Source organism: Bacillus fonticola (assembly GCF_012955605.1).
In the GTDB taxonomy this organism is placed as follows: Bacteria; Bacillota; Bacilli; order Bacillales; family JC228; genus Bacillus_CG; species Bacillus_CG fonticola.
Genome location: NZ_CP052135.1, coordinates 110249 through 132672, shown reverse-complemented (window position 1 = coordinate 132672; position 22424 = coordinate 110249). Strand labels below are relative to the sequence as shown.

Here is a 22424-nt window from a genome sequence, read left to right as displayed (position 1 = left end):
AGAAATGTTATAAATGGTTAAGGAAGAACTGAGTCAGCCTTGGTCTACATCCAACACAAAGGCAGAAAAAAGAGCCTCACTGTGGGAGTAAAAGGCTCTTGTTGTGGATACATGTCGTTTTTTAGGACGCACCTGCTTCTTCATATTCTACTTCTTCAAGTTCCCCCAAACGGTGGTATTCAGCTAAGACAGCGTCTTGGATTTTTCCACGCGTACCGGAATTAATCGGATGAGCGATGTCGCGAAATTCCCCATCTGGAGTCCGTTTACTTGGCATTGCTACAAAAAGGCCATTATTTCCATCAATCACACGAATATCGTGCACCACAAACTCGTTGTCCAAAGTAATAGATGCAATAGCGCGCATGCGTCCATCAGTGTTCACGCGTCGTAAGCGAACGTCTGTTACTTCCACCATGTTCACCACCTTTTTCCCTTTCGTTCTACCCCTATATTTCAACGTTTTTTACCAAAATCCTTCTTATTCCAAAAATTTTTTTGAAACTTTCGACCTAATGCGAAAAGCGGAAGGCGGTTGATCAAGGGAACCCACTCATCTCAGAACCGGAGGGAAAGTCGCTCTTCAGACTTTCTCGGAGGGGCTGAAATGACGTGCGGTCCCCTACCGCCTGGAGCTGGACAATGAAAAGCGGAAGGCGGTTGGTCAGGGGAACCCACTCGGTCTGTGAACCGGATTAGTCTGCGTATCCCCTGCTGAGTCTGCGTATTCCCCTGCCGAGTCTGCGTATTCCCCTGCCGAGTCTGCGTATCCCCCTGCCGAGTCTGCGTATTCCCCACTGAGTCTGCGTATCCCCCTGCTGAGTCTGCGTATCCCCTGCCGAGTCTGCGTATCCCCCACTGAGTCTGCGTATCCCCCACTGAGTCTGCGTATTCCCCTGCCGAGTCTGCGTATTCCCTGCTGAGTCTGCGTATTCCCCACTGAGTCTGCGTATTCCCCACTGAGTCTGCGTATCCCCCACTGAGTCTGCGTATCCCCCTGTTGAGTCTGCGTATCCCCCTGCTGAGTCTGCGTATCCCCCTGCTGAGTCTGCGTATTCCCAACTGAGTCTGCGTATCCCCCCACTGAGTCTGCGTATCCCCCACTGAGTCTGCGTATCCCCCACTGAGTCTACGTATTCCCCACTGAGTCTGCGTATCCCCCACTGAGTCTGCGTATCCCCCTGCTGAGTCTGCGTATCCCCCTGCTGAGTCTGCGTATCCCCCTGCTGAGTCTGCGTATCCCCCTGCTGAGTCTGCGTATCCCCCACTGAGTCTGCGTATCCCCCACTGAGTCTGCGTATTCCCCACTGAGTCTGCGTATCCCCCACTGAGTCTGCGTATCCCCCACTGAGTCTCATATCTGAATAAAATTCATCCTATTAAAACAAAGATCACGAGCCGAGACCCGTGATCATTTGCATTCTATTCAACTTAAACACTTTATAAAGTCGCCACTGCCTCGATCTCAATTCGAGCGCCTTTCGGAAGCGCAGCGACCTGCACACAGCTTCTCGCCGGTTGGTGCTCACTAAAGTATTGCCCATAAACTGCATTGACTTTGTCGAAGTCTCCTAAATTAGTGAGAAAGATTGTCGTTTTAACTACTTTGGTCAAACTCGAATCAGAAGCTTCTAGAACTGCAGTGAGGTTTTCCATCACTTGTTTTGTTTGTACTTCTATGTCACCTTCGACCATCGTGCCGTCTGGTCGTAATGGAATTTGTCCGGATGTGTAAACGAGGTCTACCATTTGAATTGCCTGTGAGTAGGGTCCTATCGCTTGTGGTGCTTTGTCAGTTTGAATACTTTTCATTCATTTCGTCCCTTTCTCCACTTCATATAATTTCCTGGATGTACTTGAATCGTTTGCTCGTCTACTGACACATTGGATAGTTTAACAACTGAAATATAGTCGTCTACTAATCGTTCTTGCACGTGTTCAGCTTCAACCAATACCGCTATACCTATCATGTTCGCTTGGAATTCGTCGAGCAAGCTCTTCATACCTCGCACGGTACCTCCTGCCTTCATGAAGTCATCGACAACGAGCACTTTTGCCCCTTCAGAAAGGCTACGCTTAGAGAGGACCATCGTTTGAATGCGCTTTGCCGACCCTGATACATAATTAATGCTAACGGTTGATCCTTCTGTTACCTTACTATCTCTACGCACAACGACAACAGGTACGCCTAATTCTTTTGCGATTGCGTAGGCAAGTGAAATTCCTTTTGTCGCGACTGTCATGACTACATCCACTTGTCTATCCATATACAAGCCGGCTATCATGCGTCCGACCCTTTGCATAACAGTAGGGTCACCGACAATGTCTGTCAAATACAAGTACCCACCCGGTAGCAATCGCCCGGGCTTTGCCAACGTCTCACACAATGAGTTCATGACATCGAGAGCTTCTTGCTCACTTACGTCTGGATCGTACCGGACTCCACCGGCTGCTCCTGCTGTCGTTTGCAAACGGCCAAGGCCTTGTGCTTCAAAGGTTTGCTTTAAAATCGCGACATCCTCACTGATTGAGGACTTAGCGGCTTTATATCGATCGGAAAAAGTTGAAAAAGGAATGAGTTTCCTTGGTTGATTAATCAATGTAAAGGTGATATCAACAAGACGTTCACTTCGTTTAAACTTCACTAGTGTGCCTCCGTTACCCGAATATTACAGTCAATTTTGCCACATTTGTACGGGTTTAGGCAAGGTTTTTCGCAAGGTTTTCTCGTTCTCCTAACAACCGTACTGCGTATACCTGATCACAAAATCCACGGAGTCCATTGTAGATTCTATGCAAACGAGACTCGTGCCGAACAAGCCCAAAGACGGTAGGACCGCTCCCGCTCATGAGCACTGCGTCTGCTCCAAACCGTTTCATTTGGTCTTTTATTAACTTCACTTCTTTGTGCATGCGCGTCGTGACAGGCTCTAACACATTGCCCACTGACGCACACATTTGGTCGTAATTTTTCATCTCCAAAGCTTTACACATATCCTTCGTATTCGGATGTTCAATACGATTGACTTTCAAAGCGTGATATACGTCCGCTGTCGATACCCCGATAGACGGTTTTGCCAAAATGACCCAGCAAGTCGGAGGGGCCGGCAAAGGCTGAATTTTTTCTCCTCGGCCTGTAGAGAGTGCCGTCCCCCCATAAACACAAAAAGGAACATCCGAACCAAGTTCTTCTCCCATAATAGCCAGCTCGTCCTTTGTGAGTCCGACCTGCCACAGATCGTTTAAACCTCGTAACACAGCAGCTGCATCACTACTTCCACCCGCTAAGCCAGCCGCAACAGGGATATTCTTCTCGAGATAAATATTCACTCCCCTGGTGATTCCCATACGCTTGCGAAATAATTCGGCCGCTTGATACGCAAGATTGCGATGATCGTTCGGGACAAAACGAAATTCGCTCATTAACTTCACACGCGAAGAGTTGTCATCTGACAACTCAATGCGATCTGCCAAATCTATCGTCGTCATCACCATTTCGACTTCATGGTACCCATCCGGCCTCTTATGTAGCACATCCAACGTTAAATTAATCTTCGCCGGCGCCTTCACTAAACACTTCATCACTACCCGCTCCACGTCCTAGAAGAATTTTGTCTTATTCTATCATAAGTTGATAAGGATGCGGAAGGTGCTTGATCAGGTCAACCGACTCATCCCGCTTTCCGGAGATAAAGTCGTTCTTTGACTTTTTCGGAGGAAACGACATGACGTCGCGTGACCTAGCGCCTGCAGCTCGACTGATAAGGATGCGGAAGGTGCTTGATCAGGTCAACCGACTCATCTCGCTTTCCGGAGATAAAGTCGTTCTTTGACTTTTTCGGAGGAAACGACATGACGCTGACCGCTTATTACCCATAGTCGTCTAACATTCACCAACCTGCAAATAAAAAAAGCGGCCCAAGTTCCGCATTGGATCTTGAGCCAGCTAGTTTGAACACACTCGTTATTGATTGTTGTTGTACTTTTGGGCGAGCCCCTCTTCTGCGATTTCTACGGCTCGTTTCACCATATTCCCGGCGTCACGAGCTCGAATGCCACCCCAGCCTTCTTTTTGAACCACGTCGTAAAAGCCCAATTCCTTCGCTAATTCTTCTTTGAATTGCTCTGACATGATGCTTCGACGTCGACTCAATTGAGTGCCCCCTTTTTGTCCTTCTGAAAAGTGCAGGACGTTTATAGTTTATCCAAAGAGGGCCGTTGTGCTCATCCATTTGTAGCCAACGGAGGAAAATCGTTTTTGTATAAAGAGGGCAAGATAAAACAAAATAAAAAAGCAGTAAACAATTCGTTCACTGCCGACCTAGAGCATATTGCCCACTTGTTGTTGTTCTTCTTCGAAGGTGAGTTGCACCGTTTGTGTTAACACGTCTGCATAACTGTAAGATACTCGCTCGAATGAGTTTTCATCTTGGTCAAGCTCGATGACAAATACGGAGGGATATGTCTCCGCAAGGACTCCTGAGCGCTCAATCGTCTTTCTACGACCGCCATTGGCTTTAAGCATTAATTTCTTACCTAAATGAGAATCCAACGTTTGTTTAATGTCAGCTAACGTTTTTGGCATCTCTCGTCCACCTCGCTAAATTCATTATAGCAAAAGAGCAGTAGAAAGTCAAATAAATTTATAAATTATATCAACCTTCAAATTCACTTGTCAATGTTTTTTATTCTACAAAGCGCCCTTTTTTTCTACATAAGTTAGCATTCCCTTAAATGACCAGTATATGTACCCGTTTCAGATAAGGAGAGAATACTGCTCACTCTAATGAAAATACAAAAGAGTGAGCAGAAAACTATCCGGGAGACTCTTCGTCATGGGGTTGGTAGGGCATCCCCGTTCTTAAAACTCCCTTTGTCTCTATTCCCCCTAACCCCTTTTCGCCTGTCAACGTGTTCCGCAACACGTCCCAAACGTGTACGGGTTGTGTAAATGGTGTAAAGCTGATCTTGGATACAATATACACTGGATCGAGCGCATGAATGTTCACCCGTGATGGGGAGCTCGCAAAATTTGCTCCCGCTTGAATGATCGATTCGAAATGAGACTGGCATGCTCCAGCAAAAATAATAAGCTGGTCTAGACTGGGACATTTCCCTCTAGCCTTTTGTACGGTTTCTACAAAATGACGGGAATGCCGATATGCGTTAATATCGGTCTTTTTCCCTTTCGATTTTGAATAGGCATCGTGACCCGTGATCACGAGAATATCTGGTTGATATTTCGCCAACAAAGACTCGATTCGGTACGGCATCTCCGTCTCCTGACAATGAACACCATACACAGGTACGCCTACCTCTTGATACAAAGAAACGCATTTTTGTAAGTAAGTAGGGTCCCCATCAATGTGCAGCACCTTTCCAGGTAGAGAAAAATACGCGACCTCTTCTTCATAGGCGTTTGTCACGTCGTATTCATGTCTTTCCCGAATATATTCTAAATCCTGCTGAAACAAAGCCAGTGACTGTTTTTCTAATGAGCGAGTTTTTTCTCTCCGCTCCTGTTTATATTGCTCTTGAAGAGGGTCTAAATCCCGTACATCCGCATCTGCTAGGAGCCGCATCTCTTCCCCTTTTAGAATGGCCATAGTTTGACCTTGACTCTCCCGTATTTCGATTACTCGAAATAAGACATCACATCCGTAAGAGCGTCTTCCCACAATTGAACCTACTTGAATCGCCACGTTCTTCACTCCAACCTTCAGTAAGAACCGTTTTCTCTTTTACGATATGCCACATCACTCTCAATGTGCGGATGTCCAGGCTATAAAAGAACAGATTCGTGTAGGTAGACATGTAAAAGTGTCGTGTACCGGGCTAGAAAAACTTAATTATTGTGCTGTAGTCAAACAAAAAAGCTGAAGATAATCCGTCCTTCAGCATTTCCGTATCGAGCTATAAAAAAGGCATTACACTATTTGTGAGCCGCGCGAATTCCTCAATCGATAAAGATTCCCCACGACGGGACAGCGCAATTCCTTCCCGCTCCATAGCTCCTGTTACTTCTTGCTCCTGTTCTTTCAAGGTTGGATATGCGCTCCACAAATTGTTTCGCAATGTTTTCCTTCTTTGTGCAAAAGATGCTCTTACTACTTCAAAGAACAATTTCTCGTCCTGTACTGTGCAAGGTGGCTCTTCTCTCCGTGTGAGCTTCACAACAGCAGAGTCGACATTCGGTTGAGGAATAAACACCGATTTTGGCACGGTAAGAGCCAATTTTGCTTCTGTGTAATATTGCACAGCAATGGAAAGCGATCCGTACGCCTTCGTTCCGGGCAGAGCTGTTAAACGATCGGCTACTTCCTTTTGCATCATCACGACGTAAGTAGATACAGGCACATCCGCTGTGAGAAGCTTCATCAAAATGGGCGTTGTCACGTAGTAAGGCAAATTTGCCACTACAGCAATCTCGTTGACATCAGCTAACCATGTTGTAAGGTCCTCTTTGACATCGGCCTCTAGTACATCCTTATGCACGACATGCACGTTATTATGATCAGCGAGTGTTTTATCGAGAATAGGCAAGAGCCTTTGATCAATCTCATAGGCGAGCACTTTGCCTGCTGCTTCTGCCAAATGCTCGGTTAAAGCACCAATACCAGGTCCAATTTCAATGACCCCACTGCTTTTCGTCAAATCGGCCTGACGAACAATGTTTTGGAGAACGTTAGGATCAATGAGAAAGTTTTGACCGAGGCTCTTTTTAAAAGAGAATCCGTGTTGCTCTAAGATGGTTTTCGTTCGATTCGGAGTCGCGATTCGCTTTTTCACACTAGGGCCTCCTTTCTATTTTTTCTAAAGCTTCTAAAAAACGTTGCTTAGGTATTTGAAACATCGCTAACCGCTTATGTAATTGCTTCCCGTTGGCATAACCGATGCGGAGCTCTCTGCCAAGTGCCTCTCTTCTGTTTCTAGCACCAGGACCTGCGAGCAAACCTGCATAAAGTAGGTCGTCTCTGCTGATCTCTCCGTGGGCACGTTCTGCTGTCGAGTGCGCACCCTGTAGCGCCTGACGAATAGCCTCTACTGAAGCATGCTCAACCCCCACACCTCGGCCATACTTCTCTATCGCTTGTTCTTTTGCTAGAAAAGCGTGCTTACAACCTGGAACGGCTTGCGAAACCACATGACGTATTTTTTGACCAGGCGTATCGGGATCTGTGAATATAATGACACCTCGAGTTTCTTGTGCAAGCCGAATTCTCTCTAATACTTCTTCCCCAATTGCCGATCCGTTCGTTTCGATTGTATCAGCGTTCACGGCTAGTTTAATCCGTTTCGTGTCATCTTTTCCTTCCACGACAATAATTTCTTGAAGGGTACGTTTCGTTGTCATCTCTTTACTCCAATATCTGAAATAGTTTTCGTAAGCTAATATCTCCCCTAGTGTACACCGTCTTTTGCATGAGTTCAAAATAACTTTGCTACACCTTAATTTATCTCGGAGGCGATCCCTTGTGTTCTCTGTAAAAATACGCAAAAAGAGAGAACCCCTTACTTGTTAGAGGCTCTCCCTTCCTATGACACTATAATTTTTTATCTATGATTAATCTAAAATGCGAATGGTCACCGTACGACTCCCCCACCTGTACGCTTGCTCCTTGCTTGCAAAGAAGACGTCGATTTTGTTTCCATTAATTGAACTACCCGTGTCCGCCGCAACCGCATAGCCGTAGCCTTCAACGTACACTTTAGTACCTAGTGGAATCAGACTGGGATCAACAGCAATGACTTTTTGATTAGGGTTTGCTTTTAGGTTAATGCCTGTTGCTGTAATTCCTGAGCACCCTGCACAGTTGGCTGTGTAGGCTGTAGAAGACACCGTGATCGTTTCACCACTCGCCGGAGCGGTTGTATTGCTCCGAGATACTTGTGCCACGATTCTTCTCGTTCCTACAGCTACAATCTTATCTTGGCTTTCAGATAGCACTTCTTCGGCTAGTAGCGTTCGTGATACTTCTTTCCCATTTTCTAGGACTACTTCGTATTTTTTTGAGCGTTTTCCCCTTTTACCTTCTTGAACTACTTTTTCCTGTCCACTAGTTAGGCTGCTATCGTTACGAGTGACAGTTTTGAAGTTAGTTTCTTCTTCCACTACATCGGTGACTTTTTCTACTCGAACCACATTGACTTCATTTTCTTTCTCGGTTAGCTTCGCATCTAACTTCGGAGCAATGCGGTCTGAGTCATTCAGTATAATTCCTTGTTGTTTTAAAAAGTCAGCGACCGTAGTCGAAGTCGTCCACGCAGTCTTTTTCTTTGTTCCGTCGACAATATTGACACGAAACGATTCTTCTAGTTCAACCTGCAGGTCGCTCGTAATGGGTTCCTCTACACCCGGCGACACCTGATCTGCTTCTTTAAGAGAGAGACCTTGTTGTTTCAAAAACTCTCCAACTGTTGTAGCAGTAGTCCACACCTGATTCGCTTCCCCATTCAACGTTAGTGTCACTTCTTCTGCTGCTTGAAAGACAATGGACATTTGATCACGGATTTTTGCATCCGTTGCTGGATAAACAGAATCCACACCTTGAACCTTTATATTTTGCTGAGCTAACAATTCCCCAACCGTATCTGCATTTGTTTTCACAGTCTGTTCATCGCCGTTAATTTCAAGGGCGATCGTCGCTTTTGTTGTTTCAAAGAACAGGAATGCGAACAGTGCCAAGATCACTATGAAACTAGCAATTATGGCAAAAATCTTACGTTGGCGTGCATCGGATAACAACGATTGACTCGTTTTCGTCACGATGAGAAACGCCTCCTTTCCTCGCAGAGAGATTATATAAAGGTTCTTCCGACGTGTCAAGCAGTCGTCTTTCAAGGAACAAGGTGGTTCTATTATGCAAAAGGAACGATTGAAAGGGAAGAAAGACTTCTCGACACGCCTAGTCTATGAGAGGGAAAAGAGATGTAGAACGTTGAGGATTGGGGCCATACAAGGACAAGCACCCCCAAAAATCGACGGCATTCGCTGTCAACGTATGCCGAAACATCTTTTTGCATTTTCTGTTGTCACTCTCGCTACTTCCTCTATGGATATACCTTTGATCAGTGCGATTTGTTCGGCAATAAGCGGAATGTAGGCGGGTTCGTTTCGTTTTCCCCTAAATGGATGAGGTGCGAGAAAAGGGCAATCAGTCTCGATGAGTAGCTTGTCGAGCGGAACCGCTTCTGCGACTTCTTTCGGCTTTTGCGCGTTTTTAAAAGTAACCGGTCCACCTAATGAGATATGAAAATTTAACATTAGACATTCCTTTGCAATCTCTACACTTCCGCTGTAACAATGCATAATCCCCCCTACTTCTTCCGCATGCTCTTCTTTTAAGATGGCAACAACATCTTCTGTCGCATCCCTGTTATGGATGATGATGGGTAAATCCACTTGTTTTGCGAGCCGAATTTGTTTACGGAACACTTCTTTTTGCACCTCTTTCGGTGACTTATCCCAGTGATAATCAAGCCCCATTTCGCCAATTGCCACGACCTTGTCATGCTTTGATAATTCACGAATCCATTCTAAGTCCTCTTCTGTACAATCAATTGCATCAACTGGATGCCAACCTACAGCGGCGTATAGCCAGTCGTACGTCTCAGCTAGTTCCACTGCACGTATGATTGTTCTGTGATCGAAACCTACAACCACCGCATTGTCTACTTGTGCTTCTTTCATTCGCAGTATCACTTCCGGTAAATCTTGATCAAACTGGTCAGCGTTCAAATGGACGTGTGTATCAAAAAACATATAGTACCGCTCCTTCGAATCGAGTTTCTTCTATAATAACTACCATTCCTTTTGAGAAAGAAAGGAACCATAGAGAGTTCCACAACGTTTCACGTGGAACAGTACTATGCTTCCTTTGTCTTCATTACTTTACCTTTGCTCCGTTAGGTAATGTTTCGTCTACAGATGCTAGAGAAAGCTTTCCATTCTCTTCCCCTGCTAAAATCATGCCTTGAGATAACTCGCCACGTAGCTTTACAGGTTTCAAATTTGTTACACAGATTACTTTTCGACCGATTAATTCGTCTGATTTGTAATATTCGGCGATACCAGAAATAACTTGACGCTTCTCATAGCCGAGGTCTAGCTGTAGCTTTAATAATCGATTCGCCTTTTTCACCGGCTCTACTTGGATAATTTCTGCAACACGGAGATCAACTTTCATAAAATCATCGATCGTGATTTCAGGTGTTTCCACTGCCTCTTCTTCAGGTGGTTGAGGCGCTGATCCTTGCATAGCTTGTTGGATGTACGCCACCTCTTCCTTACTATCTAGTCGAGGGAAAATCGGCTCTGCTTTTGCAACTTGAGTCCCTTCTGAAATCTTACCAAATTGCTTTAGCGAATCCCATGATCGCAACTGCTCATCTTGGATACCCAATTGCGCAAAGATCTTGTTTGGTGCATGTGTTAAGAACGGTTGAAGCATCACAGCAATTCTACGTAGCGATTCAGCTAAATGGACCATAACTAAACCGAGTTCTTCTTGTTTTGTTTCATCCTTTGCCAATGCCCACGGCTGCGTTTCATCTATATACTTATTTGTGCGGCGAACAAGGGCCCACAGCTCACTCAATGCCACAGAAAAAGCCATGTCCTCCATCGCTTTTTCGTAGGCCCCTACTGTTTCCTCATTTGCTTTCAGTAACGATTTGTCATAGGTTGTTTTAGAACCCGTATAAGCCGGAATGTTTCCATTCAAATACTTTTGGATCATGGCGACCGTACGATTCAGCAAATTACCTAAGTCATTCGCTAAATCATAGTTTAAGCGTTCCACAAATCCTTCCGGTGTGAAGACGCCATCCGCTCCAAACGGCACTTCTCTAAGCAAATAGTAGCGAAGCGCATCCAAACCGTAGCGATCTATCAACGTTTCTGGGTGAATCACATTTCCTTTTGATTTAGACATTTTGCCATCTTTCATGAGCAACCAGCCGTGTGCAAACACTTGCTTTGGAAGTGGTTCGCCAAGTGCCATCAGCATAATCGGCCAATAAATGGTATGGAAGCGCACAATCTCTTTACTCATAAGGTGAACATCCGCAGGCCAATACCGTTGATATTTCCCGTTATTTTCCGTGCCGTAACCAAGAGCAGTAATGTAGTTGGATAATGCATCAATCCAAACGTACACAACATGTTTCGGATCGTTTGGCACTTTGACGCCCCAGTCAAAAGTAGTACGAGAGACAGCCAAATCCTCCAAACCAGGTTTAATGAAGTTATTGATCATTTCATTTTTCCGTGCTTCTGGTTGGATGAATTTTGGATTCTCGTCGTAATACTGCAACAAGCGGTCAACGTACTTACTCATACGAAAGAAATAAGATTGTTCTCTTACCTTTTCAACCGGATGGCCACTGTCCGGACTTTTACCACCGGTCACTTGTCCTTGTTCGTCATGCTCTTTGTCGACAAGTTGTGTCTCTGTATAAAACGTTTCGTCGGGAATAGAGTACCAGCCTTCATACTCCCCTAGATAAATATCCCCTTGATCTAGAAGTTGTTGAAAGATTTTTTCTACTACGTCTTTATGACGGGATTCAGTCGTGCGAATAAAATCATCATACGTAATTTCCATAAGTCCCCACAATTTTTGAATACCTGTTACAATATTATCGACATATTCTTGGGGAGAGACACCGTTTTCTTTTGCCTTTTCTTGAATTTTTTGACCGTGCTCGTCTGTTCCAGTCAAATACATAACATCAAAGCCACGCAACCGTTTGTAGCGAGCCATCGCATCCCCCGCTACAGTCGTATAGGCATGCCCAATATGTAATTTCCCACTTGGATAATAAATGGGTGTTGTAATATAAAACGTGTTTCGCTGTTTACTCACGAAAGCCGCCTCCTACTTGTTTTTACTCTTTATTTATGGAAAATACGAAGTTTTAGGGACAAGCTATTAAAAAAGCCCTCAACCGTGTGAGTGCTTTCTTTCGCCTTTATGGCACTGCATCATTTTCACCCGTATCCTAGTCAAAATATACCGAATGTAAGAAGAAAGTGCAATGGTCGCGCACAAAGAACTGTGATGTCTGTTGGGTGTTTGACCATGTATACCCTTGTGACCAACGCTTGTCCATCTCACTTAAAAAACAAGGTATATTCGACATATAACAGTGTAGAAATTTGTCGAACAGCCACAAAAATAGAACATGCAAAAAATAGGACCATTTCCATAGAAAAAACCTACCAAACAGCTGAGAATTAAGGCGTGACAAGGATGAAACAAAATTGATATGGAAATATCATATGAAAGTGATTGACGCCCTTGGGAAACGCTGGTATTATAAAGACATGAAATTTGTCGAACATTGACGAATTATACTAATAGAATACTAACCTATGAGGGGAGATCCATTAATATGAAATCAACTGGTATTGTACGTAAAGTAGACGAATTAGGCCGCGTGGTGATTCCGATTGAACTTCGTCGTACTCTCGGTATCGCTGAGAAGGATGCTTTAGAGATTTATGTAGATGACGAAAAAATTATATTGAAAAAATATAAGCCGAATATGACATGCCAAATCACCGGTGAGATTTCCGATGACAACGCAACTTTTGCAGAAGGAAAACTTATTCTTAGCCGTGAAGGTGCAGAAAAACTAATCGAAGAAATCCGCACAAGATTTGAAACAAACAAAGCGTAACAAGAAGTCCCCACCCTTGTATAAGGATGGGGACTTTTTTCATTCTACCACCGCTTTCTCTAGTCCTCTACATGATAGGCTTGATACACTTCTCTCTTTTGTATTTCCCGATCCACCGCTACTTGTTTAATCGCATCCTTTGATTGCATTCCTTCTTTTATGTATGTCTCAACGTGCTCTTTCATAGTTTGTAGTGACCACCATGCTGGCTCGTCATGCTTTATCGGATCCGAATTTCCAGCTATGTATACACAACACTCGCCACGGATTGACTCTGTTCCGCTCCATTCTGCCAATTCCTTCGCGGTGCCCCGAATATACGTTTCATGCTGCTTCGTTAATTCTCTGGCCACCACAACAAACCGTTCAGCTGCGATAGATGCCAAAAGGGTAAGCGACTCACGTAACCGGTGTGGTGACTCGTACAATATGACCGTCTCTTCCCGATTCAACAAGCTTTCGAGTGCTTCTGTCTTTTCTTTCTTTTGGCGTGGCAAAAATCCATAAAACAAAAATGGCTGCACCTGCAAGCCAGAGGCAACTAAACCTGTTAATGCCGCATTCGGTCCCGGCAAACTAACTACAGTAATTCCTTGTTCAGTACATGCTTGAACGAGTTCATATCCTGGGTCACTAACAGCAGGGGTCCCAGCATCACTCACGAGAGCAACTGTCTCGCCTCTTCCCAACCGCTCAAGTAAGTCTCTCCCCCGCTCTTCTTTATTATGCTCATGATAACTTATAAGTGGTGTTAAAATTTCGAACTTATGACAAAGCTTCTTCGTATGCCGTGTGTCTTCTGCGGCAATAAGATCGGCTGTTTGCAACGTATTAATAGCACGTACCGTCATGTCATCTAGGTTACCGATCGGTGTAGGGACGACAAACAACGTTCCTGTCTCGCTAGAACTAAAGAAGCTCTTCTGTTCATTCCACATATGAAACCCTCCTTAGCGTACCTTTTATTTATACACAATCCGTTCCTTCTCAGCTCGGCTCAATTGCTTAAAGGCATATTCTCTTTGCATCGCTTCCTGCTTAGAACCGTATTGTTCCGAATGTACGAGCTGGACGGGAAGACGAGCTCTCGTATATTTTGCCCCTTTTCCCGCGTTATGTGTGGCAATACGTTGCGCTAATTTATTTGTATATCCAGCATACCAAGAGCCATCTGCACACTCTACTACATAAAAGGTATGATTCACCATTCTAATCTTCCCTCTTCTCATTTGCGCCATATAAAAGCGCACGTACATGTGGAGTATACGCGCCATTCTCTTCGTACACAAAAATAGGCGGTTCCGTAGTCAACCCAGGTTGCCCGTTTTTCCGACCTTCGACAAGCACCATATTGGCTTTATTCCCTTTTTTTGAATGTGAGAATTGAAGACGCTTTGGCTCCAAGTTCTTGGTCTTAAACTCGGCGAAGATCTCTGCCAATCGCTCCGGACGATGGACCATAGCGACCCTTCCGCCTGGTTTAACAAGCTGGCTAGCCGCTGTCACAACGTCACGCAACGTGCACCCTACCTCATGTCGTGCAAGTGCAACATGATGGTTCACATTCAGCAACGAGTCTGGCTTTAATGGGAAATAAGGAGGATTCACAGTGACCATATCCGCCTTTCCGTACCCTAAAGCCTTTGGACTTTCTCGCAAATCTAGCTCCTTTATGACAATTTGTTCAGTAAGGTTGTTATAATTCACACTTCTAGATGCCATATCGACAAGCTCTGGCTGAAGCTCCACGCCAATAATGCGCGATTGAGAACGTGTAGAAAGCAACAATGGAATTACAGCGTTCCCGCTACACAAATCTATAATTACCCCCCTTTTTATCGGCACATGACAAAAGCGGGCTAACAACACAGCATCTAAGCTAAACGAAAACACACCCGAGCTTTGTATTATTTTATATCCTTCTGCAAGCAAATCATCAAGCCGTTCTCCGTCTCTAAGGTGCATCACATGTTCTTTCCTTTCTATAATGCAATAAGTCATTTTCCAAGATCACGCTCCCGGTAGCGTTATAATCTATATAAAATGTGGAGCTTTCAAAGCTCAGTATAGTTCACGGACTCCCTTACTAAGAGTTATTTTCCTTCGTTGTGGTGACTTCTTTATGGGGGAAGCTTTCATTTGGGGTTTCGAGATCTTGGTGGTTCGCCTTCTTATCATAAAGTAACAGATTAATGATTTAAATTCACCACCTAAAGATGCGTAAAATTACTATTAATTCCAAGCATAGGGGTATAAAAGGGACTTTCACCCGCTGGGGACGGGTAACTGCCACACGCACCAAAAAACCTCCCGCGTATCGCTGGGAGGTTTTTTACCAGCCTGCTTCAATCAGGCTGAAGATATAATTTCTGCAAATCATTTTTTATTCAGAAACGATAAGCAAAATAAGCAATCTCCTTCTTTTCGGGGACTCCCAAAATGAAGGTTGCAAATATGAAATCCTTCTTGGTAGAGCCGGGCAAGGTTATCGTACCCCTCACCTATATCGCTTAACTCATTTGTAGAGGCTTTGTCGGATTCAGATTTCGGTGGTGAATCGGTCTTTTCCTGCTCGGAGTCCAACCGTTTTCGTAGATGGTCGTTCTCAAGTTTCAGTGCATTATTCTCTTCTAACATTGCAGCCACATGCTCTTTCATTTCGCCAAGTTGTTTATACAAATGACCAACTTGGGCCTCCATATGACTTACAGCGTCAAATAATTCCTTCTTCTCCATCTGTTCTCCACCTCATGAGTCTTCGGCTTAGTTGAAAAGCGCGTCCCCTTTCAACTCATCCAACGTAAACTCCAACACATGCTCTTGTTCTTCCACCTCAACTTGAATAAGGCGTTCGAGCATGTTCAATCCTTTGACACGACCTTTGCCGTAAGGAGTCTCAACCTTTTCTCCTACATCAGGCATCAGCTGTTTCGCCTCTTCGTATTGGTCGTTTTCATATTTTAAACAGCACATTAAACGACCGCATAAGCCAGAAATTTTCGTCGGATTTAGCGACAGGTTCTGGTCTTTCGCCATTTTAATGGAAACGGGTTCAAAATCACCGAGGAACGTTGAACAACAGAGCATTCGACCACAAGGACCAATTCCGCCAAGCATTTTGGCTTCATCACGTACTCCAATTTGACGAAGTTCGATTCTCGTGCGGAAAATGGATGCTAAGTCCTTTACCAACTCACGAAAATCGACACGTCCATCCGCTGTGAAATAGAAAATCACTTTGTTTCGATCAAATGTATATTCTACATCTACAAGTTTCATCTCTAAGCCGTGCTCTTCTATTTTATCGCAACAAACAGCAAAAGCGTCAGTTGCTTTCGTTTCATTGTCCTCTACTGTAAAACGATCCTTATCGTCTGCGACACGAAGCACCTTCCGCAACGGGAGGACGACATCCTGCTCATCCACCTGCTTTGGAGCAAGTACTACTCGGCCGTATTCAACGCCTCGAACCGTTTCGACAATCACGTGATCATCGGTCGACATGTGAAACTCACCTGGATCAAAATAATAAATTTTTCCAGCCTTCTTAAATCGCACTCCGACGACATTAAGCATGCCGAATCCCCTCCTCTAGAGAGAGTACAAGATGCTCCATAATGCTGTGCGGATGCGCGTTCCTTTGGAGTCGACGTTTTGCTTCCAATATTGCCTCTGTGCAATGAACCCATTGTATATGCGAAAACCGAAGAGCTTCCTTCTGCAGTTGGTCTTTATAGTCTGGATATGTAAATCCATCCTCCGCGCCCATCTGCATATTCCGTAAGTCCCGGTACCAAAAAAGCAATAAATCAAGTCCTCTGTCCACTTCGTCACGCTCCGTAAAATGACTGTTCCAATCGGTTTGCAGCCACACAAACGTGTCGAACGTGTCCTTCTTGAGTACTTGAGTTAAGTGTAACACTTTTTTTCGAGCTTGTACAAACCAATCATCCGCATAAAGAGCTTTCGCCTCCTCCACATTTTGGGTGATTTCCACGAGCAATGGAACGATGTGTGCAGGGAGGTCAGCTTCTTGTAATTGGTTTTGCAAAGAAGCTTTCGGGAGCGGGCGAAAATTAAGCTGCTGAAGGCGTGATTGAATCGTCAGTAACAGGTGATTTTTTTGCTCGGTAAGCAAAATGGCATGCGTATCACTAGGTGGATCTTCCAAAAACTTCAATAAGCTGTTTGCCGCTTGAGATGTCATTTTATCCGCGGCATGCAAAATGTATACTTTAGGCTTTTCTTCAAATGCTCGTTTCTTTAATTCTGTTTGTAGCAGCTGTATTTGTTCCTTCTTGATGGACAACCCGTCTGGTGCCACAGAAAAAACGTTAGGATGGTTTCCGGAGGCGATTCGCTTACAATCTGTACAATGATTACAAGGCATACCATCTTCGGAAATAGAAGAACAGAGTAAGAGCTTTGCTAGTAATTGACCGTATGCCGCTTTTCCTGCTCCTTTTGGTCCCTCAAATAAGTAAGCATGTGCCACACGCTGCTGAGTGACTGCCCTTTGAAGGAGCCGCCAAATGTGAGGTTGCCATGCTGTTAGTTCTTCTGTTAAAGCACTCACCCTTCTTCCTCCTATACATACAGATTCACGAGCAATCCTTTAATTTCACCAATCATCTCTAATAGTTTAAGTGAATCTTGTTCGTTCGTACGCATCGCTTCGGTTAACGCAACAAGCTTTTCATCAATCGTTTCCACGATCCGAAACGTACGACTTTCTCCATATTCATTCCACTGTTTTGATTGCTTCACATCTAGGCCAAAATCAGTTGCTTCCTTTACAAAACGCTTGACAAGTGTCTTAAACTTCGCCAAGTCGCGGAAATTACGAGAGCGCCCCAACTGACTAGCCACAACCCCAATATCTTGATATAGTTGCTTTAGTTGTTGGTTGTGAAGTTTGGACTGCTGGGCCGTCACGATAGATTGAAAGCGTCCATTTTGTAGGTGAGCGGGTAGTTGACCTTGCTTTAGCCCATCGACAGACACTCGTACGTCTTGTCCGATTTTCATCTCTTTTCCCTTCTTCTTCGATCAAAAATGATGAAATCCCTCGACCGGGAGCACAAACACTGTGGCCCCGCCTACTTCCACCTCAACAGGGTATGGTATATATGAATCTGCGTTCCCACCCATCGGAGAGACAGGTGCCACCATTTGATCACGAGATTTACAGTTTTCTTTAATGACATCAAGACATTTATCTACGCGTATATCGTCAGTTACTATCATAAAGGTTGTATTTCCTGACTTTAAAAATCCACCAGAACTGGATAGCTTTGTCGCTCGGAAGTTATGGTCCACAAGCGCACTAAGGAGACGACTACTGTCTTGGTCTTGCACGATAGCAAAGATCATTTTCATGAGTAACTCAACCTCCATTATTTTGTTCGATTTGAGCAGACGTGGTGCGAAGTAAGCTTCCCTCTTATATTCGACCAAACTAACGCTTATTCCTCTTTTTCATATGTTGCGTAATGCTGTTCCATGCAGCTTCACACACGATTTCAAAGGACTGATCAGCGCGGATCAGTTTGATTCGTTCTGGAAAACGGTTGACCAACCCTAGATAACCTTCTCTCACACGACGATGAAATGCTAACCCTTCTAGATCTAATCTATTCACTTCCCGCCCTTTATGCGCCTCAATACGCGCCAATCCTACTTCAGGAGGAAGATCAAATAACAATGTCAAAGACGGCATCACCCCATCAATGGCAAATGTGTTCACGTCAAGCACCTGTTCGATACCAATCTGCCGCGCCATCCCTTGATAGACTAGGGAGGCATCGACAAACCGATCGCAAAGGACAAGCTCGCCTCGTTCTAAAGCGGGAATAACCTTTTCGACTAAGTGCTGTCTTCTAGCAGCTGCATATAAAAGAGCTTCTGTTTTCGCGTCCATTTTTATATTTTCACGGTTCAGGATCACGTCACGAATTTGCTCAGCAATCGCAACTCCACCCGGTTCTCTCGTCTTACACACAACATAACCCTGTTCTCGCAAACGTTCTGCAAGCACCGCTAAAACAGATGTCTTACCAGCGCCCTCAGGTCCTTCAAAAGTGATGAATGTTCCTTGATGCATCTATTTTCACCTTTTCTTTTACTTTGCTATAAGTATTTCTATTTGCTCATTGTTTAAGCGGAAAGCTCCTTGCACGTGTCCGCCTTCTTTTGTAAAGGCAAGCAGTTCATGAAGACGCTTTTCGTCCACAGTCTCTCCGGGAAAAAATAAAGGAATACCCGGTGGATACGGCACAATAGAATCTGCCACTACCCGCTCAACGGCTTCCTGAGCAGAAACCCACTCCCTCTCTGCCCACAGGACATCCTCGAAAGTAGTGAAAACTGACGTTAATTCTGTAAATGTTTTACCACGGAATTGTTGAGCTGGTTTGTTTTGCTCATATTCAATGTCCTCGCCCGCTCGTTTGATCTTCGGCAAGGTATCCAGAAGCTCTTGTTTGTGGGATAAGTTATTTTTGATAAGTGGCAGTACGAGCAGTACATGATCCACGCTCGCCAGTTCGGTAAACAGACCCTGTTCGTGAAGCTTTTGTTGAAGAGTAAAGCCGTGTCCTGGTAGATAGAGGACGAGCTTCAGTAAATCGCCTTCCTCTACTACCTCCCATGGACCTGCGTCTGCTACGATCTTACGGAATTCCATAAGTGTAGAACGTAAAGCGTCTCGATCCGCCTGCGTGAAAGTGGCCACGTAGGAACGTGCTACATCCAAAGAAGCCATAACAAGATAAGACGGACTGCTCGTTTGGACAATTCCTAACGCCCTTCTTACACGGGACTCATCCAAAACGCTCTCCCGTCCAAGGTGCACAAACCCCGCCATCGTCAGAGCAGGAAGCGTTTTATGTGCTGAGTGCACGACCCCATCTGCGCCGAGCGCTAAGGCAGAAGGCGGAAACGTGTCAGGATCAACACTGAAATGTGCCCCGTGTGCCTCATCTACTATCACGATAAGTCCTCGCTCTTTAGCTAGTGTGATAATGTCTTGAATAGCAAACGTAAATCCATCATAACTAGGATACGTCAACACAATCGCCTTCGCATCCGGCACCCGCTCTATCGCATCACAAATGATCTGTATAGAAACACCGACCGCAAGCCTTGTTCTTTGATCCCATTCAGCAGGCAACGTAACAGGGACTGCCCCAGCTAGCCAACAACCGTGCAAAACCGACTGGTGACAGTTTCTAGGAACCAACACCTTGTCCCCTCTTTTGACCGCGCTTAGGACTAGTGCTTGATTACCAGCAGTCGAGCCCCCTATGGAAAAGAAACTCGCTTTCGATCCATACCAATCCCGTACATATTCCTCCGCCTCTAGAATGACACCATCAGGATCATGCAGCTGGTCCAAAAAAGAAAGCTCCGTCGCATCCAAACGGGCTATCTGTGATAACTCGGGTAGATTGAACAAGCTACCATTTTTGTGTCCCGGTACATGAAATGAGTAAGCAGTAGTTTTTGCAAACTGCCGCAGCGCATCGTACAGAGGAGTCTTTTGATGATCCATTCAACTACACCTTCATCTGTTTCAAATACTTATAGTGTACCATGCCGATCAGTAGGTCGGACACCTGAAAAATTTAGAATACTTTACCGTGTATCCATAGCTATCGGTGTCAAACGCTTACTATGATATAGGTAGGAGTTATGAAATCCTCATGGCAAGTGTGGATTCACCCTACGTCTGGATTTATGCTTGATTAGTTTGGATTTATAATTCTAAGGATGAATCAATTTCATAATTGCTCTTTTTTAAAATTCACAGACCAGCAGAATAGTAGTTACTTAAAAATTTTCTCGATTCGTACCACTTGAACAAGGTTGTTGATTTCCGCTACAGGCGGATGCCTTCCGCGGGCGGGTCGTGAGACTCCTCGTCGCTTCGCTCCTGCGGGAATGAAATGTGGAAGCGGTCCGTCTTGCTCCCTCTAAAAGATGTTCTTTGGATTTAGAGGCGTTTTTTTCCTCAAAAGACGAAGGTTATTTTTCAGACAGGAGCAGACCGCTGCAGCTAGACAGGTCTCACCTGGCCACACTTTTCACGCAGGATGGAATTTGCATCCTGAATAAAGATCGCACACAGGAACATGCGAATGCATTGTTCGATGAGTCGCCGCCTTCCGCTCCAATTATCCACTAACAGGAGCCGATATCCGCGATCAGGGGAATCGCTCATAAATCCGCGCTAACGCTCTTTTCCCGGGATTAACGCTCATAAATCCAGATTAACGCTCATAAATCCAGATTAACGCTCTTATCCCGGGATTAACGCTCATAAATCCGGATTAACGCTCTTTTCCCGGGATTAACGCTCATAAATCCAGATTAACGCTCTTTTCCCGGGATTAACGCTCATAAATCCAGATTAACGCTCTTTTCCCGGGATTAACTGGAGCTTGATCACGCGCTTCAAAATGGGTGGGAACAATAGCGACTATTTCATACGTAATAAAGCACTCATCAACCGCCGAAATGATCTCTTGATAACGCTAGGTAGGTTCCATCTCGTATAATTCTTGGATGATAAACAAGCTCTCTTGTCGTATAGTGGATATAGGGAGTCCCTCCAGTCTTTTTAGTTTGAGTTGATACTTACCATTATACAAGACTTGGGGAGGTACTCCTTTTATTATGTCTCAAAACCCTTGTCCTGCATGGGCTCTGATTTGTGAAATCCACTCATATACTAAACATTATGTATTTATTTCTCTAAGTCTCTTTGGTCGTCGGTAATCCGTTGATTCCTGACGACCACAAAAAAACACACTAAAACCAGCATAAATACTAGTTTGAGTGCGCAGAGTATCTTTGTATTAAGTACATTCGGAAGTTACGAATACGTACGAGGCATCATCGCCTCTTTTAATTGCTTCACATAGTGCTGGTACATTGGATCTTCCGGCTCTGTATTCACGACCATTTGCTCACAACCTGCACAAATAAACGATGTGTACAAATAAAACCCGACCTGCTTTTCCTCTTCACAAATGGAACACACGTCTTTCCCCACAGGCACTCTTCTTTGAACCATCCTCTCCACCTCCACTAGTAGTCTCACCTAAAAAATCGGATTCTATACATCTAGTGAACTGTGTTTTAGTTTATGTGGTGCCCAGAAAAATGTGCCTGTGTTACTCCTGATCCATTTAGTATAGGAGGGTACGTGCCCTGTTTGCTTTCGCGTCGTATCCTAATTACCGCCGCCAGTAATGCCCATATATACCATAAACATATAGGACTAAATTCCACTTCATTCTACATTTTCCGCCTTTTTTGTCAGCGCAATATTTCCAAACACAATACGGGAGCAATAACGCAAAAAAGCTGTTTCTCGCATTTAAGCGAAAAACAGCTTTTTCTCACTTGCTTGGCAGCGTCCTACTCTCACGCTAACAGGACGTTGGTGTGCATGTGTTGCGCCATGGACGGCGCGTTCTTAACATGCCTTCCGCCCAGTTGGCTGTCCCCCGTGTTTCTAGACAATTCACAATCTGCGGGGAACTCACCTTTTTCTTCGCATTCGCTTGGCAGCGTCCTACTCTCACAGGGGGACAGCCCCCAATTACCATCGGCGCTGAAGAGCTTAACTTCCGTGTTCGGGATGGGAACGGGTGTAGCCTCTTCGCCATCACTACCAAACCGGCTGCGGCTTCCGATAAGCGGCGCATCTCTGCGTCAGCTTGCTTATCGAAACC

General features: G+C 44.8%; 24 protein-coding genes and 1 rRNA gene. 1 reads left to right on the top strand and 24 read right to left on the bottom strand.

The genetic code is table 11. The annotated features are described in order from the left end of the window. Nucleotides 1-121: 121 nt before the first annotated feature. The 12 genes from spoVG to metG all read right to left on the bottom strand — a co-directional run bounded on the left by spoVG (nt 122) and on the right by metG (nt 11867). Nucleotides 122-415: a septation regulator SpoVG gene (gene spoVG, locus HHK01_RS00720; RefSeq protein ID WP_170008595.1), complete on the bottom strand. Its 294-nt coding sequence runs from the start codon at nt 413-415 to the stop codon at nt 122-124. 1025 nt (nt 416-1440) lie between these two features. Next, on the bottom strand, nt 1441-1812 hold the full coding sequence (locus HHK01_RS00715; protein WP_170005973.1) for a RidA family protein: 372 nt from the start codon (nt 1810-1812) through the stop codon (nt 1441-1443). After that, nucleotides 1809-2645 (bottom strand): pur operon repressor, encoded by an 837-nt coding sequence (gene purR / locus HHK01_RS00710; RefSeq protein WP_170005972.1) that lies wholly within the window; start codon nt 2643-2645, stop codon nt 1809-1811. The genes HHK01_RS00715 and purR overlap by 4 nt, the downstream gene beginning before the upstream one ends. A gap of 55 nt (nt 2646-2700) precedes the next feature. After that, nucleotides 2701-3582 carry a 4-(cytidine 5'-diphospho)-2-C-methyl-D-erythritol kinase gene (ispE, locus tag HHK01_RS00705; protein ID WP_170005971.1) on the bottom strand — a complete coding sequence of 294 codons (882 nt, stop codon included), beginning with the start codon at nt 3580-3582 and terminating at the stop codon, nt 2701-2703. Between the two features lie 382 nt (nt 3583-3964). Next, nucleotides 3965-4153 (bottom strand): small, acid-soluble spore protein, alpha/beta type, encoded by a 189-nt coding sequence (locus tag HHK01_RS00700; protein ID WP_170005970.1) that lies wholly within the window; start codon nt 4151-4153, stop codon nt 3965-3967. Between the two features lie 168 nt (nt 4154-4321). Continuing rightward, on the bottom strand, nt 4322-4585 hold the full coding sequence (gene veg, locus HHK01_RS00695) for a biofilm formation stimulator Veg (RefSeq protein ID WP_170005969.1): 264 nt from the start codon (nt 4583-4585) through the stop codon (nt 4322-4324). Nucleotides 4586-4814: 229 nt separating this feature from the next. Continuing rightward, complete coding sequence (gene yabG / locus HHK01_RS00690; RefSeq protein ID WP_170005968.1) at nt 4815-5702, bottom strand: sporulation peptidase YabG; 888 nt, start codon at nt 5700-5702, stop codon at nt 4815-4817. A gap of 211 nt (nt 5703-5913) precedes the next feature. Then, nucleotides 5914-6789 (bottom strand): 16S rRNA (adenine(1518)-N(6)/adenine(1519)-N(6))-dimethyltransferase RsmA, encoded by an 876-nt coding sequence (gene rsmA, locus HHK01_RS00685; protein WP_170005967.1) that lies wholly within the window; start codon nt 6787-6789, stop codon nt 5914-5916. 1 nt (nt 6790) lies between these two features. Then, a complete protein-coding gene (gene rnmV / locus HHK01_RS00680; protein ID WP_170005966.1) occupies nt 6791-7354 on the bottom strand; it encodes a ribonuclease M5 in 564 nt (187 codons plus the stop codon). 210 nt (nt 7355-7564) lie between these two features. Beyond that, nucleotides 7565-8767 (bottom strand): G5 and 3D domain-containing protein, encoded by a 1203-nt coding sequence (locus HHK01_RS00675; protein ID WP_170005965.1) that lies wholly within the window; start codon nt 8765-8767, stop codon nt 7565-7567. 228 nt (nt 8768-8995) lie between these two features. Continuing rightward, entirely contained in the window at nt 8996-9763 is a 768-nt protein-coding gene (locus HHK01_RS00670; protein ID WP_170005964.1) for a TatD family hydrolase, read from the bottom strand. Between the two features lie 124 nt (nt 9764-9887). After that, nucleotides 9888-11867 (bottom strand): methionine--tRNA ligase, encoded by a 1980-nt coding sequence (gene metG, locus HHK01_RS00665; protein WP_170005963.1) that lies wholly within the window; start codon nt 11865-11867, stop codon nt 9888-9890. A 523-nt stretch (nt 11868-12390) separates the two neighbouring features. Here metG and HHK01_RS00660 point away from each other — a divergent pair. Next, the gene (locus tag HHK01_RS00660; protein ID WP_194241289.1) at nt 12391-12684 is read left to right on the top strand and encodes a transition state genes transcriptional regulator AbrB; all 294 of its coding nucleotides are present in this window, start codon (nt 12391-12393) and stop codon (nt 12682-12684) included. Nucleotides 12685-12743: 59 nt separating this feature from the next. Here HHK01_RS00660 and rsmI read toward each other — a convergent pair whose 3' ends face one another. The 12 genes from rsmI to rrf form a co-directional block, all read right to left on the bottom strand. Then, on the bottom strand, nt 12744-13622 hold the full coding sequence (gene rsmI / locus HHK01_RS00655; protein WP_170005961.1) for a 16S rRNA (cytidine(1402)-2'-O)-methyltransferase: 879 nt from the start codon (nt 13620-13622) through the stop codon (nt 12744-12746). A 24-nt stretch (nt 13623-13646) separates the two neighbouring features. Further along, nucleotides 13647-13898, bottom strand: a complete 252-nt coding sequence (locus HHK01_RS00650; RefSeq protein ID WP_407646942.1) for a GIY-YIG nuclease family protein — start codon at nt 13896-13898, stop codon at nt 13647-13649. Then, nucleotides 13894-14652 carry a tRNA1(Val) (adenine(37)-N6)-methyltransferase gene (locus HHK01_RS00645; protein WP_170005959.1) on the bottom strand — a complete coding sequence of 253 codons (759 nt, stop codon included), beginning with the start codon at nt 14650-14652 and terminating at the stop codon, nt 13894-13896. Before HHK01_RS00645 ends, HHK01_RS00650 begins: the two co-directional genes overlap by 5 nt. Before the next feature lie 408 nt (nt 14653-15060). Continuing rightward, nucleotides 15061-15420, bottom strand: a complete 360-nt coding sequence (gene yabA / locus HHK01_RS00640) for a DNA replication initiation control protein YabA (protein ID WP_170005958.1) — start codon at nt 15418-15420, stop codon at nt 15061-15063. A gap of 27 nt (nt 15421-15447) precedes the next feature. Further along, nucleotides 15448-16260 (bottom strand): PSP1 domain-containing protein, encoded by an 813-nt coding sequence (locus HHK01_RS00635; RefSeq protein ID WP_170005957.1) that lies wholly within the window; start codon nt 16258-16260, stop codon nt 15448-15450. Beyond that, nucleotides 16253-17260, bottom strand: coding sequence for a DNA polymerase III subunit delta' (gene holB, locus HHK01_RS00630; RefSeq protein WP_170005956.1), 1008 nt, complete (start codon nt 17258-17260; stop codon nt 16253-16255). The genes HHK01_RS00635 and holB overlap by 8 nt, the downstream gene beginning before the upstream one ends. Before the next feature lie 11 nt (nt 17261-17271). Next, entirely contained in the window at nt 17272-17712 is a 441-nt protein-coding gene (locus HHK01_RS00625; RefSeq protein WP_170005955.1) for a YaaR family protein, read from the bottom strand. Nucleotides 17713-17733: 21 nt separating this feature from the next. Beyond that, nucleotides 17734-18063, bottom strand: a complete 330-nt coding sequence (locus tag HHK01_RS00620; RefSeq protein WP_170005954.1) for a cyclic-di-AMP receptor — start codon at nt 18061-18063, stop codon at nt 17734-17736. Between the two features lie 79 nt (nt 18064-18142). Further along, the gene (gene tmk / locus HHK01_RS00615; protein WP_170005953.1) at nt 18143-18787 is read right to left on the bottom strand and encodes a dTMP kinase; all 645 of its coding nucleotides are present in this window, start codon (nt 18785-18787) and stop codon (nt 18143-18145) included. Nucleotides 18788-18805: 18 nt separating this feature from the next. Further along, entirely contained in the window at nt 18806-20236 is a 1431-nt protein-coding gene (locus HHK01_RS00610; RefSeq protein WP_170005952.1) for an aminotransferase class I/II-fold pyridoxal phosphate-dependent enzyme, read from the bottom strand. 1323 nt (nt 20237-21559) lie between these two features. Then, nucleotides 21560-21760, bottom strand: a complete 201-nt coding sequence (locus HHK01_RS00605; RefSeq protein ID WP_170005951.1) for a sigma factor G inhibitor Gin — start codon at nt 21758-21760, stop codon at nt 21560-21562. A 491-nt stretch (nt 21761-22251) separates the two neighbouring features. Further along, a 5S ribosomal RNA gene (gene rrf / locus HHK01_RS00600) occupies nt 22252-22368 on the bottom strand. Nucleotides 22369-22424 lie beyond the last annotated feature (56 nt).

Excerpts from the sequence above, each read along its gene's own strand:
- HHK01_RS00715 (WP_170005973.1), bottom strand. The coding sequence starts at position 1,812 with ATGAAAAGTATTCAAACTGACAAAGCACCACAAGCGATAGGACCCTAC.
- ispE (WP_170005971.1), bottom strand. The coding sequence starts at position 3,582 with ATGAAGTGTTTAGTGAAGGCGCCGGCGAAGATTAATTTAACGTTGGAT.
- veg (WP_170005969.1), bottom strand. The coding sequence starts at position 4,585 with ATGCCAAAAACGTTAGCTGACATTAAACAAACGTTGGATTCTCATTTA.
- rnmV (WP_170005966.1), bottom strand. The coding sequence starts at position 7,354 with ATGACAACGAAACGTACCCTTCAAGAAATTATTGTCGTGGAAGGAAAA.
- HHK01_RS00670 (WP_170005964.1), bottom strand. The coding sequence starts at position 9,763 with ATGTTTTTTGATACACACGTCCATTTGAACGCTGACCAGTTTGATCAA.
- rsmI (WP_170005961.1), bottom strand. The coding sequence starts at position 13,622 with ATGTGGAATGAACAGAAGAGCTTCTTTAGTTCTAGCGAGACAGGAACG.
- yabA (WP_170005958.1), bottom strand. The coding sequence starts at position 15,420 with ATGGAGAAGAAGGAATTATTTGACGCTGTAAGTCATATGGAGGCCCAA.
- HHK01_RS00635 (WP_170005957.1), bottom strand. The coding sequence starts at position 16,260 with ATGCTTAATGTCGTCGGAGTGCGATTTAAGAAGGCTGGAAAAATTTAT.
- HHK01_RS00625 (WP_170005955.1), bottom strand. The coding sequence starts at position 17,712 with ATGAAAATCGGACAAGACGTACGAGTGTCTGTCGATGGGCTAAAGCAA.
- HHK01_RS00620 (WP_170005954.1), bottom strand. The coding sequence starts at position 18,063 with ATGAAAATGATCTTTGCTATCGTGCAAGACCAAGACAGTAGTCGTCTC.
- tmk (WP_170005953.1), bottom strand. The coding sequence starts at position 18,787 with ATGCATCAAGGAACATTCATCACTTTTGAAGGACCTGAGGGCGCTGGT.
- HHK01_RS00610 (WP_170005952.1), bottom strand. The coding sequence starts at position 20,236 with ATGGATCATCAAAAGACTCCTCTGTACGATGCGCTGCGGCAGTTTGCA.
- HHK01_RS00605 (WP_170005951.1), bottom strand. The coding sequence starts at position 21,760 with ATGGTTCAAAGAAGAGTGCCTGTGGGGAAAGACGTGTGTTCCATTTGT.